18 protein-coding genes are annotated in these 16,894 nt (G+C 71.2%); 10 read left to right on the top strand and 8 right to left on the bottom strand.

From position 1 onward, the window contains the following. Window positions 1-499 precede the first annotated feature (499 nt). Window positions 500-2,245, bottom strand: coding sequence for a site-specific integrase (locus ADK67_RS20355; protein ID WP_053718033.1), 1,746 nt, complete (start codon window positions 2,243-2,245; stop codon window positions 500-502). Then, window positions 2,238-2,873 (bottom strand): hypothetical protein, encoded by a 636-nt coding sequence (locus tag ADK67_RS53780; RefSeq protein ID WP_053718032.1) that lies wholly within the window; start codon window positions 2,871-2,873, stop codon window positions 2,238-2,240. Before ADK67_RS53780 ends, ADK67_RS20355 begins: the two co-directional genes overlap by 8 nt. A gap of 118 nt (window positions 2,874-2,991) precedes the next feature. Between ADK67_RS53780 and ADK67_RS53775 the strand changes: the two genes are divergently transcribed. The 4 genes from ADK67_RS53775 (at window position 2,992) to ADK67_RS20330 (ending at window position 5,725) form a co-directional block, all read left to right on the top strand. Beyond that, window positions 2,992-3,267, top strand: a complete 276-nt coding sequence (locus ADK67_RS53775; RefSeq protein WP_231648277.1) for a PLP-dependent transferase — start codon at window positions 2,992-2,994, stop codon at window positions 3,265-3,267. Window positions 3,268-3,721: 454 nt separating this feature from the next. Then, the gene (gene pdxT, locus ADK67_RS20340) at window positions 3,722-4,327 is read left to right on the top strand and encodes a pyridoxal 5'-phosphate synthase glutaminase subunit PdxT (protein WP_157620630.1); all 606 of its coding nucleotides are present in this window, start codon (window positions 3,722-3,724) and stop codon (window positions 4,325-4,327) included. An 18-nt stretch (window positions 4,328-4,345) separates the two neighbouring features. Beyond that, window positions 4,346-5,095 (top strand): YebC/PmpR family DNA-binding transcriptional regulator, encoded by a 750-nt coding sequence (locus ADK67_RS20335; protein WP_053718029.1) that lies wholly within the window; start codon window positions 4,346-4,348, stop codon window positions 5,093-5,095. Between the two features lie 114 nt (window positions 5,096-5,209). Beyond that, a complete protein-coding gene (locus ADK67_RS20330) occupies window positions 5,210-5,725 on the top strand; it encodes a DUF4262 domain-containing protein (protein ID WP_053718028.1) in 516 nt (171 codons plus the stop codon). A 367-nt stretch (window positions 5,726-6,092) separates the two neighbouring features. Here the strand turns inward: ADK67_RS20330 and ADK67_RS20325 are convergent, their stop codons facing one another. Then, complete coding sequence (locus ADK67_RS20325) at window positions 6,093-6,626, bottom strand: TIGR03086 family metal-binding protein (RefSeq protein WP_053718044.1); 534 nt, start codon at window positions 6,624-6,626, stop codon at window positions 6,093-6,095. A gap of 179 nt (window positions 6,627-6,805) precedes the next feature. On the opposite strand from ADK67_RS20325, the gene ADK67_RS20320 reads away from it, so the two are divergent. After that, window positions 6,806-8,281: a peptide MFS transporter gene (locus ADK67_RS20320; RefSeq protein ID WP_053718027.1), complete on the top strand. Its 1,476-nt coding sequence runs from the start codon at window positions 6,806-6,808 to the stop codon at window positions 8,279-8,281. 144 nt (window positions 8,282-8,425) lie between these two features. Beyond that, entirely contained in the window at window positions 8,426-8,824 is a 399-nt protein-coding gene (locus ADK67_RS20315) for a winged helix-turn-helix transcriptional regulator (RefSeq protein WP_231648276.1), read from the top strand. A gap of 140 nt (window positions 8,825-8,964) precedes the next feature. On the opposite strand, the gene ADK67_RS20310 is transcribed toward ADK67_RS20315, so the two are convergent. Continuing rightward, on the bottom strand, window positions 8,965-10,263 hold the full coding sequence (locus ADK67_RS20310; RefSeq protein WP_053718025.1) for a cytochrome P450: 1,299 nt from the start codon (window positions 10,261-10,263) through the stop codon (window positions 8,965-8,967). Between the two features lie 111 nt (window positions 10,264-10,374). Here ADK67_RS20310 and ADK67_RS20305 point away from each other — a divergent pair, with 111 nt between their 5' ends. Continuing rightward, window positions 10,375-10,857: an AAA family ATPase gene (locus ADK67_RS20305; RefSeq protein ID WP_053718024.1), complete on the top strand. Its 483-nt coding sequence runs from the start codon at window positions 10,375-10,377 to the stop codon at window positions 10,855-10,857. After that, complete coding sequence (locus tag ADK67_RS20300) at window positions 10,854-11,345, top strand: hypothetical protein (RefSeq protein ID WP_157620628.1); 492 nt, start codon at window positions 10,854-10,856, stop codon at window positions 11,343-11,345. Before ADK67_RS20305 ends, ADK67_RS20300 begins: the two co-directional genes overlap by 4 nt. Window positions 11,346-11,697: 352 nt before the next feature. On the opposite strand, the gene ADK67_RS20295 is transcribed toward ADK67_RS20300, so the two are convergent. Then, window positions 11,698-12,909 (bottom strand): cytochrome P450 family protein, encoded by a 1,212-nt coding sequence (locus tag ADK67_RS20295; protein WP_053718043.1) that lies wholly within the window; start codon window positions 12,907-12,909, stop codon window positions 11,698-11,700. 58 nt (window positions 12,910-12,967) lie between these two features. Here ADK67_RS20295 and ADK67_RS20290 point away from each other — a divergent pair, with 58 nt between their 5' ends. Next, window positions 12,968-14,023, top strand: a complete 1,056-nt coding sequence (locus ADK67_RS20290) for a TetR/AcrR family transcriptional regulator (RefSeq protein WP_053718042.1) — start codon at window positions 12,968-12,970, stop codon at window positions 14,021-14,023. Here ADK67_RS20290 and ADK67_RS20285 read toward each other — a convergent pair. Genes ADK67_RS20285 through ADK67_RS20275 form a run of 3 tightly spaced genes read right to left on the bottom strand, consistent with a single transcriptional unit; the run spans window position 13,992 to window position 16,208 of the window. After that, window positions 13,992-14,450, bottom strand: coding sequence for an acyl-CoA thioesterase (locus ADK67_RS20285; protein WP_053718022.1), 459 nt, complete (start codon window positions 14,448-14,450; stop codon window positions 13,992-13,994). The two genes, ADK67_RS20290 and ADK67_RS20285, sit on opposite strands and share 32 nt — an antisense overlap. A gap of 10 nt (window positions 14,451-14,460) precedes the next feature. Continuing rightward, window positions 14,461-15,615: an MFS transporter gene (locus ADK67_RS20280; RefSeq protein WP_053718021.1), complete on the bottom strand. Its 1,155-nt coding sequence runs from the start codon at window positions 15,613-15,615 to the stop codon at window positions 14,461-14,463. Next, on the bottom strand, window positions 15,615-16,208 hold the full coding sequence (locus tag ADK67_RS20275) for a TetR/AcrR family transcriptional regulator (RefSeq protein WP_053718020.1): 594 nt from the start codon (window positions 16,206-16,208) through the stop codon (window positions 15,615-15,617). The genes ADK67_RS20280 and ADK67_RS20275 overlap by 1 nt, the downstream gene beginning before the upstream one ends. Window positions 16,209-16,334: 126 nt before the next feature. Here ADK67_RS20275 and ADK67_RS20270 point away from each other — a divergent pair, with 126 nt between their 5' ends. Beyond that, window positions 16,335-16,886, top strand: a complete 552-nt coding sequence (locus ADK67_RS20270; protein WP_157620626.1) for a Scr1 family TA system antitoxin-like transcriptional regulator — start codon at window positions 16,335-16,337, stop codon at window positions 16,884-16,886. The last annotated feature ends 8 nt before the right edge of the window (window positions 16,887-16,894 follow it).

Below are 16,894 nucleotides of genomic sequence, written 5' to 3'. Positions count from 1 at the left end.
AACTGCGCCGCAACGAGGTTGGTTTGCACCGCGTTGCCCAGCGCCAGCCCTTCGGGATTGGCGAGGAAGCCCGGTGAGAGCGTGCACCACGGCATTGTCTGCACCGTCCGGGGGTCTGGGTGGGCGGCTCAGGCGTTGTGAGGGTCGGTGTCGGTGGGGTTGTTGAGTTGGCGTTGGGCGCGTTCGGCATCGATGTCGCGGCCCGACTACCGGTACATCTTCAGTGCCTGCCGCCGGGCCGCGACACCGCCACCGAACGCGCCCAACGCCAACTCAACAACCTCGACAGCCGAGCTGGAACCGCAACAACAACCCCGCCGACGAACCACCCTGCTCGACGGCAGGCTCTGCGATTCCCGGCGACCGACGCACCGAAAGCCCTGCCGATTGCCTTGCTGTCACCGCCAGCGGTGACAACGTGGGTGATCGGGACGCCGACAGGGCATGCGCGGTCGGCTGTCGCCGCGCCTCGCCCTCGCCCGCCTCGCCCTCCGCCCCACTATCGCCAGCGGCCGTGGCCGTCCCTGGCAGTCATCGCTACGAGCGGGGCCTCCGATGCTTCCGCGGCCACACCAGGACCGGGGGTAGCAGGCCCCAGGCCGCGTGCGGTCCTATCGATCTCCGCTACCGCCGCCCGCACTCGGCTATTCGACGCCCCGGTCGCCTTGATCAACGGACGCTGGCCTGGGCGTGGGCGGCCGGCCTGCTCGGCTTCCTCGTACAGTCGGCGGATCCGCTCGACTAGGTCCTCCATCCAGGGGGGTTTGACGGTCGCCTTGATCTCCGCCTGCGCAACATTCACCCGGTAGACCGACGCCCCGGTGGCCTTGGCCAAGGTCCCCCGGCTCGGGCGTTGGCGCCCGGCCTGCTCGGCTTCCTCGTATAGACGGCGGATCCGCTCGACCAGGTCGTCAAGCCAGGGAGGCTTGATGGTCCCATTGATCTCCGCCTGCGCCGCGATCACTCGGTGATCCGACGCCCCGGTCGCCTTGACCAAGACCCCTCGGCCTGGGCGTGGGCGGCCGGCCTGCTCGGCTTCCTCGTACAGTTGGCGGATCCGTTCGACCAAGCGGTCCTGGACGGTCTCCACCACACCCCCGGCGCGTAGCCACTCGGGCAGCGTGGACCGCCCGAGCCCGCCGTGACCCGCCCGATCCGGCTCGGTGACGGGCGACGAGCCGTCGCCCGTCACCGTCGATGCCAGTGGATGACGCTCACCGGTCATCGCCTGCAACGCCGTCGCCACCTCCTCGATGCCGGCCTTGACGTAGACCTGGGTCACACCGTGCAGGTTGAACTTCGGTACGGCGTGCCCGGCGTAGGCCCGGGCAACCGCGTAGCCGAAGTTGCGTTCCACCCACGTCAACGTGGTGTGCCGCAGCCAGTGGGTGCTGACGCCCAGCACTCGCACGCTCTCGACATATCTGCCCACACGCCTCCACAGCTTCTCGTAATGAGGCCTGGCCAGCGCAGTGCCATCGGCATAACGCAGCACCCCGTCGTCCTCGTCCCGGGCACCCCGGTCACGGGCATGGTGGAGCAGGTGCTCCATCAACGTCGGCGAAACGGGCTGCCACCGCTGCATCGAATTCTTCTCGTGCAACCGCACCAGCGACTGATCGGGATTCAGATCGCGCACCCGCAGTGCCAGCGCACCACCGGTGCGGGCTGCGGTCTCCAGATGGAACCGCAGGATCAGGGCGTCCAGCGTCGGATCGACGCCCGTGCCCCGTGCCGCGGCCAGGATGTCCGCAACCAGTTGCGGGGAGAGAGCATGACGCCGCGATTGGCTCGAGGGCGGCGTGGGTATCAGCTTGATCACGTTCTGTCGCGAGCTGATGAACTCGTGTTCCTCCGCATACCGGTACAACCACGACAGCGCGCGACGGGCGTGCTGCGCCGCCCCGCCGCCACCGGTGCCCGTCCGCCGCACCTGCGCAGTCTCCTGCGTATACGTCAGGAACCGCCTCGCCTCCTCGGCGTCGAACTCGTCCAGACGACGCGGCCCCCAGACCTCCAACAGCTTGTTCAAATAGGTGCGATAGGTTCGGCGGGACCCTTCCGGCATCGCCTCGATCGCCTTCGGCACCAACTCCGCGAATGTCGGCATCCTTCTCGCCGCCACGACGTCGACCAGGTCGGTCGGGGTCAGGTTCAGCTGGTCCAACAGTTGCAGCGCCACCCTCACGGCGTCGGGATCGGCACGGCCGCCGGTGGTACCCCTGGTCCGGTCCACCTCAACCATCGGCCACCTCCGAGGCACCGTCGGCTCCGACAGTGCCCGATACCCCGGCCGCCGGCGTCCGGGCCGCCGGCGGCCCTTCGCCGACCGGACGGGCCTCGGCCACGAGCCCTTCCGGGTAGGGCAGCAGGCGGTCCAGCGTCTCCTGGCCGTGGATCACGAGTGCCGACAGCGACGGCACCGCCACCAGCAGCACCTGCTCCCGTTTGTCGAGTCCGCACCACCGCAGGATCGGCGCCGGCACCGCGACGTGGGTCCGCTCGGTCAACGCGGACTCCCCGCGCGGATCACGGCGGACGACCAGGGCCCCGCTGTCGTGCACCCGGATCGACACCGGCATACGGCGATGCCACCCCAGCACGCCGAACAGGAGCCGGTCGCCGATCCGGCCCTTCTCGTCGAACGTGCGGATGGCGTGGCGACGCGGATGCGCCGTGCGCAGGATCGGCAGGGCACCGGGACCCGGGGCCTCGGTCCGTCGCAGATCCAGTTCCCGCCGCGGCAGGCGACGACCGTCGCCTGCGATACCGCCGGTGTCGGGATCCGGTTGCGGGGAGTGCGGGTCCGGCGGGGGAGACCCCGGGACGGGGTGGGTGCCGAACACGAGGCTGGGGACGATCCGGTCACCCACGGTGACCTCCTTCGGGGGTGGTGTCCCACCGAGGAGAGGTCGCTGGCGCTGGTCGCGACGCGTGTCGAGGGGTCTGTCGTGTCGTCGGATGCGGTGGGACGAATCCCACATCTGCGTGGTGGATACGCTCATCGAGCACCCCGCCGCGCTGACGCACCGCCTGGTGCCCGACACCGCGCGCGAGGCGTCCGGCGTCCCCGCCAACCTCCTCCGCCTCAGCGTCGGCCTCGAAGACGTCGAGGACATCTGGGACGACCTCGACCGGGCGCTCTCCGGGCACACCGAGCCCGACCAGACCCATTCGGGCCATGACCAGGCCCTTTCCGGACATTGTGAACAGGGTTACATCAAGTCTTCCTCAAGCGATTTCCGGGAGCCGGTCGTGAACCACTAACGTTTCGCCGTCACGGTGTGAACACCAGCGCGCGGAGTCGGTCGCCGTCGAGTGCCCCAATCGGGCCGTCCGGCTGCCGGACCTGCTACAACAGGCGTCGCGCGCCCGGTGTTCAGGCCATGTCGAGAAGCCGGTGAACGCGATGAATGCCGGGTTGCCCGCCGAAGTGGCGTGGCGCGATTCGGCTTTCCGATGCACCGACCGCCCATTCCCGTTCACGTCGAACGGGCCGTCGGGCGGATCGCGTTCCTGCTTCACGTGCTCGCCGCGCCGTCCTCCGCGGTGCGGGCGAGCCGCCCGAGCCCGTCGTTCGACCGCCCACCAGGCGGCCGAGCGGGTCGCGGTGCGCGACTGGCGCGTCGCGGGAGGACCGAACGGCCGGGCGGGTGCCACGAGCACCCGTCCGGCCCGGTCACCTAGGCTGGTGGCAGTTCACCTAGGAGGAAATCCAGTCGTGTCCGTCGTCGGTGTCCTCGCCCTGCAGGGCGACGTCCGTGAGCACCTCGTCGCGTTGGCCGAGGCCGACGTGCTCGCCCGTCCGATCCGCCGGCCCGAGGAGTTGGCCGAGGTCGACGGCGTGGTGCTGCCGGGCGGCGAGTCGACGACGATCAGCCGGCTGCTCGCCACGTTCGACCTGCTCGAGCCCCTGCGCGCCCGGATCAAGGAGGGCATGCCCGCCTACGGTTCGTGCGCCGGGATGATCCTGCTGGCCGACCGCGTCCTGGACGGGCGGCCCGACCAGCACCAGCTCGGCGGGCTCGACATCGTGGTGCGGCGCAACGCGTTCGGCAGGCAGGTCGATTCCTTCGAGGCCGAACTCGACTTCACCGACGTGGGCCAGGTGCACGCGGTGTTCATCCGCGCCCCGTGGGTGGAATCGGCGGGATCGGACGTGGAAGTACTCGCCCGGGTGCCCGAAACGGAAGACGCCGGAGAGGCCGCCGGTAGGATCGTCGCGGTTCGGCAGGGGCACGTGCTCGCCACCTCGTTCCACCCGGAACTGACCGGTGACGGGCGGGTGCACCGCCTTTTCGTGGACATGGTCCGTGCCGCGGGCTGAGTATTCGACGGAGGAAAGATGAGCGGCCACTCAAAGTGGGCGACCACCAAGCACAAGAAGGCCGCAATCGACGCCAAGCGCGGCAAGCTCTTCGCGCGGTTGATCAAGAACATCGAGGTGGCGGCCCGCACCGGCGGTAGCGACCCCGACGGCAACCCGACCCTGTACGACGCCATCCAGAAGGCGCGGAAGAACTCCGTGCCGCTGGACAACATCGAGCGCGCCCGCAAGCGCGGCGGTGGCGAGGAGGCAGGCGGCGCGGACTGGCAGACCATCATGTACGAGGGCTACGGCCCCAACGGCGTGGCGGTGCTGGTCGAGTGCCTGACCGACAACCGCAACCGGGCCGCGTCCGAGGTCCGCACCGCGATGACCCGCAACGGCGGCTCGATGGCCGACCCGGGCTCGGTGGCGTACATGTTCACCCGCAAGGGTGTCGTCATCGTGCCGAAGGGTGAGCTGTCCGAGGACGACGTGCTGATGGCCGTGCTGGACGCGGGCGCGGAGGAGGTCAACGACCTCGGCGAGAGCTACGAGGTCGTGTCCGAGGCCGGTGACCTGGTCGCGGTGCGCAAGTCCCTCCAGGACGCCGGCTACGACTACGAGTCGGCGGAGGCGAACTTCCTGCCTTCGGTGACCGTGCAGCTGGAGGCCGAGGGCGCGCGGAAGATCTTCAAGCTGATCGACGCGCTCGAGGACTGCGACGACGTGCAGAACGTGTTCGCGAACTTCGACGTGTCCGACGAGGTGATGGCCGAGGTCGACTGAGCCCGACCTCAAGGGCCCCGTGTCGGCAGCGCCGGCGCGGGGCCGTCGTCCGTCCGGGGCACGGCGGGGCCGCGCTTATGCGGGGTTGACGCGGGCAACGGGCACAATGGCCGGGTGTCGAACCCCTCCGCCCCCTCCGTCCAGGACATCAACCTGCGCAATTGGCTGTTGACGCAGGCCGAGCAGCACGGTCACGCCGTCGTCACCGTGCCCGAGGACGACGAAGGCGCCGGCTACTCGTTCTCCGTCGGCGCGTGGCGCCGGTTCGGTGTCGCCGAGGCCGTGGTGCTCGGCCTGCCGCCCGAGGCCGCGCAGGTGCTCATCCGCGCCTACGTCGACCGTGCCAGGCGTGGCGAGCGGTTCGTGCCCGGCCGGCTCTACTACGACTTCCTCGGCGGCGTGCCGGTCACGTTCGAGCGGGTCTTCAAGGGCTTCTACCCGGAGTTCTTCGGCAGCGCGTTCCTGCTCTACGGCAAGGGCGACTTCGCCGCGCTGCAGATCATCCTGCCGACCGCGGACGGCAAGTTCCCGTGGCACCACGACGCGCCGATGGGCTTCGGCGACTGGCAACTGCTGCTGACCGAGAGCGGCAGGCCGGAGAGCTGGGAACCGGGCGTCAACGGCCCGTGACGGCCTTCCCCTCCGCCTCCGACCACGACCTTCCGACACGCACCGGGCCTCGCCGCACCACGCGGCGGGGCCCGATGTCGTTGTCCGGGAAATGTTGTCAGGGCATCGTCCACCGACCGCTGACAACGCCTGAGGGCTATCAATGTCCTGTGCGTCGAGCCGTCGGGGGACTCCGCACGTTGTGAGGGGGAGGTGCGCCCCGTCCCGCGTAGTCGGGGAGCTGCGCGGGACGGGGCGTGCGCGACAGGCTTGGTCACGGGGGCCCCGCCCGTGCCAAGGAAACAGACCGTGGGGAGAGCTTCCGATGGGCTCTCCCCACGGTGTATCACCACTACACGCAGCACACCCACTACCGAGCGCACACCCGCTACGGCGTCCGGCCGAGCAGCGCGATGAGCCGGGTCTGCGGGTCTGCGTCGTCCGGCACCGGCACCGGAGGGTCGAACAGCCCACTTGCCGCCCACGCCTTCGCGTTCGGCTCGATGTGCTCCAGCACCGACTCGGCGAGGTCCGGGTCGATCCGCTCGTCCACCCCGATGGCGCGGGCCAGGTCCCAGGCGTGCACGGCCAGGTCGGACGTCATCTGCCAGCCGTACTCCACCGCCGTGGCCTTGCCGTAGCTCAGGTGCACCGGCTTGAGCAGCGCTTTCGGCGCGATCCACGCCTCACGCGCCGCGGCCGCCGCCAGCACCCACGAGTGCAGCGGGTCGTCGCCGAGCACGTCTCCGTCGAACCGGTCGCCGACCTGCTCGACCGTGCAGCCGGCGAGCAGTTCCGGCGCCCAGAGCTGCTCGTGGACCAGGTGGTTGACCAGGTCGTGGACCGACCACTCCTTGCAAGGCGTGCCCCAGTCCCACTGCTCCGGGCGCACCCGGCGCACCCGAGAGTCGAACTCCGTCATCGCGCGTCCGTGAGCCTCGATCAGATCCACCTCACGAGTGCACCAAACGTTGCACCGGACCGCACCCCGAGGCTGTGGAGTAGGCCACTCGGAGGTATCGGGATTTCATCCAGTACACCCGTACGGCGTAACGTGACCCGGTACGCCTGCGTTGACAACGTTGACATCAGGAGGACCACGTGAGCGCCACGAGCGCCGTCTCCACCCCGCAGCGGGGCTTCTTCGGTCACCCCCGAGGACTGTCGACGCTGTTCTTCGCCGAACTGTGGGAGCGCTTCTCCTACTACGGGATGAAGGCGATCCTCGCCTACTACCTGTACCGATCCGTCGACGAAGGCGCGCTCGGGCTCGACAAGAGCTTCGCGTTGTCGCTGGTCGCCATCTACGGCGCGTCGGTCTACATGTCCGGCGTCGCGGGCGGCTGGCTGGCCGACCGGGTGCTCGGCGGGCAGCGCGCCGTGTTCCACGGCGGCGTGCTGATCATGTTCGGGCACATCGCGCTGGCGCTGCCGATCGGCGTGACGGGCGTCTACACCGGTCTGATCCTGATCGTGCTGGGCACCGGCCTGCTCAAGCCGAACATCTCCACGGTGGTCGGCGGCCTGTACGACCAGCAGGACCCGCGCCGCGACTCCGGCTTCACGATCTTCTACATGGGCATCAACCTCGGCGGCTTCCTCGCGCCGCTGGTGTGCGGCTTCCTCGGCGAGACCTACGACTGGCACCTCGGCTTCGGCGCGGCGGCGGTCGGCATGGCGTTGGGCCTGGTCGTCTACCGGCTGGGCCGGCGCGGCCTGGGCGACTCGGCCGCCGTGCCGCCGTTCCCGCTGCCCGTCGAGGAGCGCGGCCGGGTGCTCGGCCGGATCGTGGCCGTGACCCTCGGGTCGGTGGCCGTGGTGGCGTTGCTGGTCGTGCTCGGGGTGCTCGGCGCCGAGGGCGTGATCAACCTGATCAGCCTGCTGTCCGTGCTGCTGCCGATCGGCTACTTCACGGTGATGATCCGCAGCCGGCGCACCACGCCGGTGGAGCGGTCGCGGGTGATCGCCTACATCCCGCTGTTCATCGCGGCGGCGATGTTCTGGCTGCTGTTCGAGCAGAGCGCGACGGTGATCGCCGCGTTCGCCGACACGAGGGTCGACAACTCGTTCCTGGGCCTGACGTTCCCGCCGTCGTTCATCCAGTCGATCAACCCGGTGATGATCATCGCGGTGGCGCCGCTGTTCGCGCTGCTGTGGGTGAAGCTGGCCAAGCGCCAGCCGTCGACGCCGCGCAAGTTCGGCTACGCGCTGCTGCTGGTCGGCTTGTCGTTCCTGCTGATGATGGTCGCCAGCCAGGGTGACCCGTCGGTGCGGGTGAGCTTCCTGTGGCTGGTGCTGATGTACCTGGTCATGACGTGCGGCGAGCTGCTGCTGTCGCCGGTGGGCCTGTCCGTGACGACGAAGCTCGCGCCGCGCGCGTTCGCCTCGCAGACCATGGGCCTGTGGTTCCTCGCCACGGCGGCCGGCTCGGGTGTGGGCGCGATCGTGGTGCGGTTCTACAGCGACGAGAACGCCGTCGCCTACTTCGGCGTGCTGGGCGCGGTGGCGATCGGCCTCGGTGTCGCCCTGGTCGTCGCGACGAAGTCGATCCACCGGTTGATGCGGGGCGTCGACTGACCTGACGCCGTGCGGTGAGGGGCGCGGCGTACGCCCCTCGCCGCACGGTCACCTAGACGCTGCGACACGACTGCTCGGCACTCTCGAGGAACTGTCCTGGGTATAGTGAGTACCTAAAGGATAGTAATGCGGAGGAGGCTTGGCGTGACCAGTGGCACGAGCCGGGCGGCGGTCGACCCGGAGCAGGCCTGTCCGATCGCGCCGGTGGTGGACATCGTGTTCAGCCGCTGGACGACCCCGATCCTGTGGGCGCTCAACGAGTTCGGGCGGCAGCGGTTCGTCGAGCTTTCGCGCCGCATCGCCACCATCACGCCCAAGGTGCTCACGCAGCGGCTGCGGCAGCTGGAACGCGACGGGCTCGTCGTGCGCACCTATCACGCCGAGGTGCCGCCGCGCGTGGAGTACGAGATCAGCGAACTCGGGCGGAGCCTGGCGCCGTTGTTCGCGCACCTGGCCGAGTGGGCCTCGGTGAACCTGGAGAAGGTCGAGCGGGCCCGGCAGGACCACGACGCCACGGAACGAGTCGGCGCCCGGCGCAACTGAGCACCGCCACCAAAAGATCGCGGCAACCGAGTGCCCGCCTGAAGAACTCCGCATCAGTGCGGAAAGGACGCAACGACCCGCCGCGGCGGCGGTGCGGCGGGTCGACGCGCGAGTACCAGCATGCACCACATTCCTGAGCCTCAGCTGATGGTTTGCACGATCGGGTGTTGTTTTTTCGCGCCAGTGGTCACCGGAAGCCTCGCCGCACCCCTGATGACGCGCGACGGACGGCGGCGCACCGGGCCCGCCGCCCTCAGGTCCGGGAACCGGCGGAACAAGCCGCGCAGCGCCGCCGCGCCCTCCATCCGGGCCAGTCCCGCGCCGAGGCAGTAGTGGATGCCCGACGAGAACGCGAGGTGCTCGCGCACGTCCGCGCGGCCGGGGTCGAACCGGTGCGGATCGGCGAACACCGCCGGGTCGCGGTTGGCCGCCGCCAGCATCAGCATGATCGGCGTTCCCTTGGGCAGCCACGTGTCCGCGACCTTGGTCGCCTTGAACGGCACCCGCACCGTGTACTGCACCGGCGGGTCGTGGCGCAGCGTCTCCTCCACGACGGCGTCGGCGTAGCCGGGGTCGGCGAGCAGCCGCTCGCGCACCTCGGGATGCCCGAGCACCTCCAGCACCGAGTTGCCGATCAGGTTGACCGTGGTCTCGAAACCGGCCACCAGCAGCAGTTCCGTCGTGGCGATCAGGTCCTCGCGGGTCAGGTCGTCGTGCGCGGCCAACGCGGACACGACGTCGTCGCCGCCGGGGTGCCGCCGCCGGTGCGCGATCAGGTCGTCCAGGAACACCTCGAACTCCCGCAACGCCGTCTGCAACGCCCGCAGCTCGCGCAGGTCGCGCACGCCGTCGAGCGCGTTGACCAGCGCGCTGCCCCACCGGGCGAACGTCGCGTGGTCCGCGCCGGGCACGCCGAGCAGGTCGGCGATCACCTGGATCGGCACCCTGGCCGCGAAGTCCCCGACGAGGTCGAACGTCCGCCGGTCCGCCACCTCGTCCAGGTACTCCTCGACGACCCGCTCCACGGTCGCCGCCTGCGCGCGCAGCCCGCGCGGCGTGAACCAGGGCGCGACCAGCCGTCGCAGCCGGGTGTGGTCGGGCGGGTTGCGCACCAGGAACGACTCCTCGACCGGGTTGACCAGCCGCCGCCCGTCGATCGTGACCGACGGGTCCACCGGCGACAGCTCGCCCGCGGACAGCGGGCCGAAACCGGGGTCGCGCAGCAGTTGTGCGCACAGCTCGTGCGAGGCGGTGAGGTAGAGCCCCATCCGCGTCTTCACCAGCACGCCCTGCCGGCGCACCGACTCGTACACCGGGTAGGGGTCGCTGGTCGGGTTCTCCCCGAGCAACCGGGCGGCGGGATCGCCGAGGAGGGCTTGCGCCCGGACGACGGTGCGCCCCAGGAACAGCAGCGTCGCGTTCTTCACCGTGGACGGCATGCCACCACGGTGGCCTGAACGCGAGAAAGGTTCAAGCTCGGGGCGGTGTCGTCCAGCGACGGCGGAAAACGGATCGCCGCACCGGGCCGGGCCGACTTACGCTCGCGCCCGATGACCACCGTGCTCTGGCTCCTCGGCCCGTCCGGCGTCGGCAAGTCGACGGTGGCCTGGCAGCTCCACCGCCTCCTCGACCGCGGCTCCTACGTCGACGCCGACCAGCTCGGCCTGTGCTACCCGTCGACCGCCGACGACCCCGAGAACCACCGGATCAAGGCGAGCGGGCTCGGCGCGTTGTGGCCGGAGTTCAAGGGTTCACCGCTCGTCGTCTCCGGCTTCCTCAACACCCCCGAGGAAGCCCGCCTCTACACCGATCGCCTGCCCGGCGCGGACATCACGCTGTGCCGGTTGCGGGTGAACCGCGCCGAGCTGCGCGCCCGTTTCCTGGGCCGGGGGTGGCTTCCCGAGCACGTCGACCAGGCGCTCGACGACGCCGACGCGTTGGAGCGCGCCGACTTCGCCGACTTCACCGTGGACACCGACGGGCGGGCGCCCGCCGAGATCGCCGCGGAGATCCGGGACAGGTGGCCCGCGTGACCGTCTTGTGGATCACCGGTCCGCGTGCCGTCGGCAAGTCGACGGTGGGCTGGGAGGTGTTCACCCGCCTCTTCGCGCACACGAGAGCGGCCTACGTCGACCTGGCCCAGATCACCTTCGCCGCACCGCCGCTGGACGTGGCGGCGAAGGGACGGCGGCTCGACGCCGTCCGGCGCGTCTACCGCGAGGCAGGCGCACAGCACCTGGTCGTCACCGGTGAGTTCGAGAACGCCCCGCCGGAGGCGAAGGTGTGCTCGCTGTTCGCGGGCCGCGACGACCTCGTGGCACGGCTGCTCCTGCGTGGCGCGGGCAAGGGGCCGCCGATCCCCGGCGACGAACTCCGCGGCCTGCCCGAGGAAGACCTGCGCCGCCTGGCCGTCCCCACCGTCGTGCTGGACGCCGACCTCGTGGTCGACACCGGCGGCCGGGCGGTCGGGGAGATCGCGGACGAGATCGTGGAGTGGTTCTTCCCCGACCTCGGCGCCTAAGCCAGAGACCCGTGACCACGCCGACCACGCGGACCGGCCACGACTTGCTGACCAGGGAACTCGACACAATCCAGACACCGGCGAGGACGTGTCCGCCGAGCCGGACCGCCCAGGCGGTGTCGTACGCGACGTCGTTGATCATCAGAATGCCGGCGAGCACGTCCAGCGCCACCCATCCGTAGCCCGCCGCCTTGGCCCACGGTGCCGCCGCCAGGCATGAGACGAGAAAGAGGATGGAGAGGTGGAAGAAGACTCCCAGGTACTCACCCCACGTCACGTTCGGATCCACGAAGAAGGCAGACCCCGATCGGTTCTTCGGCCGCCGCCCAGAGCCGCCTGTCGACCGCCGGGATCAACCCCGTCGGACGACCAGTGACGCCAACCGCCACGTGCCGCCGTCCGGCGTCCGCTGCGGCGTCTCCGCCAACGTCAGGTCCGGGAACCGGTGCAGCACGGCGGAAAGCGCCACCTGCGTCTGCACCCGCGCGAATGCCGCCCCGAGGCAGAAGTGCGCGCCGTGCGAGTAGCCGAGGTGGCCGACCGACGGCACGCGCGTGACGTCCAGCTCGTCCGGCGAGTCGTACACCCGCGGGTCGCGGTTGGCCGACACGATCGCCGTCATCACCCGCTCGCCCTTGTCGATCACCACGTCACCGAAGGCCACCTCCTCCCGGGTGAACCGCGGCACGGTGAGCAGCTGCGGCCCGACCCACCGCGTCAGCTCCTCCACCGCGCGCGGCATCAGGCCAGGGTCCGCCCGCAGCGCGGCGAGCTGGTCGGGGTGGGTGAGCAGCGCTTCCAGGCCGTTGACGATGAGGTTGCTGGGCGTCTGCCCGGCGATCACCAGCTGCCAGACCAGGGTCACCAGCTCCGCGTCGGTGAAGCGGTCGCCGTCTTCGTCGCGCACCCGCAGCAGCTGGGAGATCAGGTCGTCGCCCGGTGACGTCCGGCGCAGCTCGACGGCCTCGATCGCGCCCTCGATGATCCCCGGGATCGCGGCGAGGAACCCCGGGCCGTAGCCGCTCACCACGGCCACGCCGTACTCGCGCCACCGCGGCCGGTGCTCGGCGGGGATGCCGACGAGCTCGCAGATCACGTCCATCGGCAGCGGGCGGGCGAAGTGCTCCATGAGGTCCACCGCCTCGCCGTCCGGCAGGGCGTCGAGCAGCGCGTCCACGATCGCCTCGATCCGCGGTCGGAAGGCCTCCGCCCGACGCGCGGTGAACGCGGGCGCGGCCAGCTTGCGCAGCCGCAGGTGCTCGGGACCGTTCATCTCGGACATCGTGCGCAGGTAGGGCTTGCAGTGCTCCGGGATGCCGGGCAGGCCCATGAAGCTGCTCGGGCTCAGCTCGAAGCGCGGGTCGGCGAGCATCGCCTTGGCGTCCTCGTGCCGGGTCAGGACCCACATGTCGCCCATGCCGGGCAGGGGCATCCGCGCCACGGGGCAGCGCTCACGGGCCTCGCCGTAGGCGGTGAACGGGTCGAGCAGCACCTCGGGGTTGGTGGGGTCGATCTCGGGAACGGACAACTCGAGCCTCCAGATGTTCAGATCAGATGTTCTCATCATCTGAATGGTGACGGTATCTTGACTGCTCGACGCCTGGCAAACGGGGAGCGTGACGGTGCGGCTGAGCAGGGCGGAGGCGCAGGAGCGCAACCGAGCACGGGTGCTGGACGCCGCCCGCGCGGAGTTCGCCGACCGCGGCTTCCGGGACGCCAAGATCGACACGATCGCGCGGCGCGCCGAGCTGACCCGGGGCGCGGTGTACTCGAACTTCCCGGGCAAGCGCGCCCTCTACTTCGCCGTGCTGGCCGACCTGGCGGAACGCGCGCCGACGCCGTCGAACCCGCAGCGCGGACCGGACCGGCGGGCGGCGCTCGGCGCGCTGGCCCGCGCGTGGGTCACCTCGCTCAGCCACGACGCGCTGGCGCGGGACTTCCTGGCCGAGGTGGCCGCCGACGAGGTGACGCGGCGGCCGTTCACGCAGCTGATGAAGCTGGACGCGGTGCTGCTCAGCCTCGCCCTGGAAGCGGTCGACCCGGTCGCGCCGCCGCCCGGCTCGCCGGCCCTCCGGGTGGTCCGCCTCGCGGAGATCGTGCTCGCCACGCTGCACGGCGCGAGCGGCCTCGCCACCGCCGCGCCCGGCTTCCTGGAGCCGTTCGACGTGGTCAGCGCGTGCGAACAGCTCGCGGGCCTCGACCTGAACGACTGGTGGGCGCCGCCTCCCGGCGCGGTGGTCGTCCCCGACGACCGGCCGTGGGCGCCGCCCGCGGTGGTCGACCTCGTGCGCGGCGCCGAGGTGACGCCGGACGAGGACGGCGTGGTGGTGGTGCTGGGGCTGAACCGGCTGGCCGCGGTGGAGGAGGCGGTGCGGAGCGGCGCGCCGGTGACCCTCGCGATGGTGACCGGCACACCGGGGGAGCTGGCGCCGCTGGCCCGGCTGGTGCTGGCCCGCCTGTGCGTCAGCCTGCGGCAGGCGTTCCCGGTCGCGGCGTGGCCCCGGCTGCGGGTGGTGTGCGACGAGACCGGCGCGCTGGCGGGCGCGGCGGGCGTGCCGTCGGTGAGCGACGAGACGGAGACCGCGATCCGCGTCGAGGGCGGCCGGGTGGTGGCGCGGGCCGAGGGGTCAGGCGCGGGTCACGCGGTCAGCTCCGGGGCGCCGGTGCGGACCTGGTGACGGGCCTCGCGGCGGCCGGGCGGCGTTCCAGGACCTTGCGGAAGTCGGCCGGGATCGGGGTGCTGCGCAGTTCCGGCGTGCCGAAGGAGACGTACCGGTTCCAGCCGGTGGCCACCGGCGTGCCGTCCACGTCCGCGTCGAACCCCATGGTCAACGTGGTGGTGCCGAGCGTCCGCACCCGGACCGCGATGCGCAGCAGGTCGTCGAACCGGGCCGGGCTGAGGTAGCGGATGGAGGTCTCGGCCATCACGAAGTCGATGCCGTGCTTCTCCAACTCCTTGTACGAGCCCAGGAGCGATCGCAGCGTCTCCACCATGGCGGCCTCGAAGAACACCGCGTAGCGCGACGCGTGCACGATCCCCTGGCGGTCGCAGTCGACCGGGCGCACCCGCACCCGGTGCACGTGGGCAGGTCGGGCGTCAGCCATGTCGGCGATCCTATGGGGTCACCCGGGCGGTGCGCGTCGGCCTAGCGGTGACTGCTCCGAGTGACGCCCCGACCAGTTGGCCCACCGCCACCAGCAAGATCACCGACGTCGGCGACCACGTGGTGAGCAACGCCCCGCCGCCCGCCGCGCCGACCGCGTACGCCCCGATCTTCAGGCTCGCGCCCGTGGTCGACACCTGACCGAGCAGCGGACCCGGCGTGTACCGCTGCCGCGCGGTGATCGTGGCCGTCAGGACCGGTCCCTGCGCCAGGCCGCTGACCAGCGCCAGCACCAGCAGCGCCGGGAAGTGCGCGGCGAGCGGCCACAGTGCGAGCGTCACCCCGTACAGCGCGACGGTCGTGAACACGACCCGCTCCGGACGCCACCTCGGCAGCCACCGGCGCACCACCAGGATGCAGCCGATGGCGCCGACCTCGAACACCGCCCACACGACCCCGGCCTGGTCTCCGTCCACGCCGAGTCCGCCGACGTGCAGCGGCAGCGCCGTGGCGAGCATCCCGACCGACCCGTACCCGACCACGGACGCGACCGTCGCGCCGCGCAACGGCGGCGTGGTGACCAGGTGCCGCAGGCCCCGCTGGATCGCCGCGCGCAGCGACGGGTGCTCGCCGGGCGGGTGCGGCGGCACGCGCAACGTGAGCGTGCACAGCCCGCCCGCCAACGCCAGCCCGGCGACCACGGCCACCGCGACGGCGGGCGACGCGGCCGTGCTCAGCACACCCGCCAGCCCCGGTCCGGCGACCGCCGCCCCGTTGAACAGCAAGGCGTCCTGCGACGTGGCCCGGTGCAGGTCGGTCGCCAGGCGCGGGACCAGGCTGGTGAACCCGCCGCTGGTCATCGGCAACGTGATGCCCGCGACGAACGCCGCCGGCACGAGCCAGGGCGCCGGCGCGAACACCATCCCCACCGCCATCGCGGCCAGCACGAACTGGTTGGCCGCCAACGCCGCCACCGGCCGCCCGGTCCGGTCGAGCCACGCGCCGAGCAGCGGTCCGGACAGGATCGACGGCACGGTGTACGCGGCGATCACCGCGCCGGACAGCACGGGCGACTCGCCGCGCGAGAGGGCGAGCAGCACCACGGCCACGGCCACCATCTCGTCGGCCAGCCGGGCGAGACCGGCGGACCAGAGGTACCGGAGCATCAGCCCTTGCGGCGGTGCCGGCGGACGCTCTCCTCCACCAGGTCCAGCACGGGCTCCAGGTCGTCGGCGGGCAGGCCCATGGCCAGGTGCGACACCAGACCTTCCAGCACCAGCTCCAGGAACGACGTCAGCACGTCCACGTCCACGTCGTCACGCAGGTTCCCGGCCTCGCGCTGGCGCTCCAACCGCTGCCGGGTCGCGTCGGTCAGCTGCCGCGAGCGCTCCGCCCACCTGGCCCGGAACTCCTGGTCGGTGCGCAGCCGCCGGGACACCTCCAGCCGGGTGCCCAGCCAGTCCGCCGGGTGCTCGACGTCGTTGGGGTCCGGCGGGTACAGCAGGTCGCGCATCACCTGCACGAGGCCCTGCTGGGCGACGACTTCCGCCATGCGCAGCGCGTCGTCCTCGGCGAGGGCGAGGAACAGCGACTCCTTGTCCCGGAAGTGGTGGAAGATCGCGCCCCTGGACAGGCCGGTAGCCTCTTCCAGACGGCGCACGGTCGCGCCTTCATAGCCGAAACGCGCGAAACACGCACGAGCGCCGTCGAGGATCTGACGGCGACGGGCATCGAGGTGGTCCTGGCTCACCCTGGGCACCTGTCGATGTTGCCAGGGCCGCCAGGCGAAATCCAATCAGTACGTACGGCTTGCCCCGTCCACTTTGGGGTGTACTTCGACGTCTCGGCTCGAAACCCCAGGTCACCGTCACTACGGTGGCGCACCGTGACCGCAGGTGAGGACATTCGTCCGCCGCTGAGGCTGGTGCCGGGTTTGGGCTGGTCGAACCGACCGTCCACGGTGGACCGCAGTCGGCACGGCCCCGACTTGATCGATCTGATCAGGCTCGTCGGCCGCCGTCCCGCCGACGCAGCGGAGGGGCCGGCCGGGTGCGCCATCGTGGTCTTCGAGGCGTTGTGCGTCCCGGAGCCGCTGCGCACGCCCGCCTACGCCCTGGCGCTCGGCGACGACGGCGGCGGCATCGGGGTCGACCGGCTGCCGCACACCGCCGCGCGGTTCTTCGTGCACGAGGCCGCGTTGCACGTCCGCGTCGGCGACGAAGCGGTGATGGCCGACCAGTTCGACGTGCTCGCTAACCGGACCGACGCGCCGGTCCGCCTGGTGCCGTTCTCGGCGGGGCACGTCGGCGTGCTGCGGTCGTCGTTCGCCCTGCCCGAGGGCCGGCGCCAGGCGGACGTGCTGGACCGGATCGCCCTGGACGTGCCGTCGTCGCGGGCCGAGTTCCGCCGCCAGGCCGCGCGCTACCGGAGCCGGTGAGGAGACAC

Source organism: Saccharothrix sp. NRRL B-16348 (genome assembly GCF_001280085.1).
GTDB lineage: Bacteria > Actinomycetota > Actinomycetes > Mycobacteriales > Pseudonocardiaceae > Actinosynnema.
Note: the sequence above shows the minus strand (reverse complement) of the source record. Positions and strands in the feature narration are given on the sequence as shown.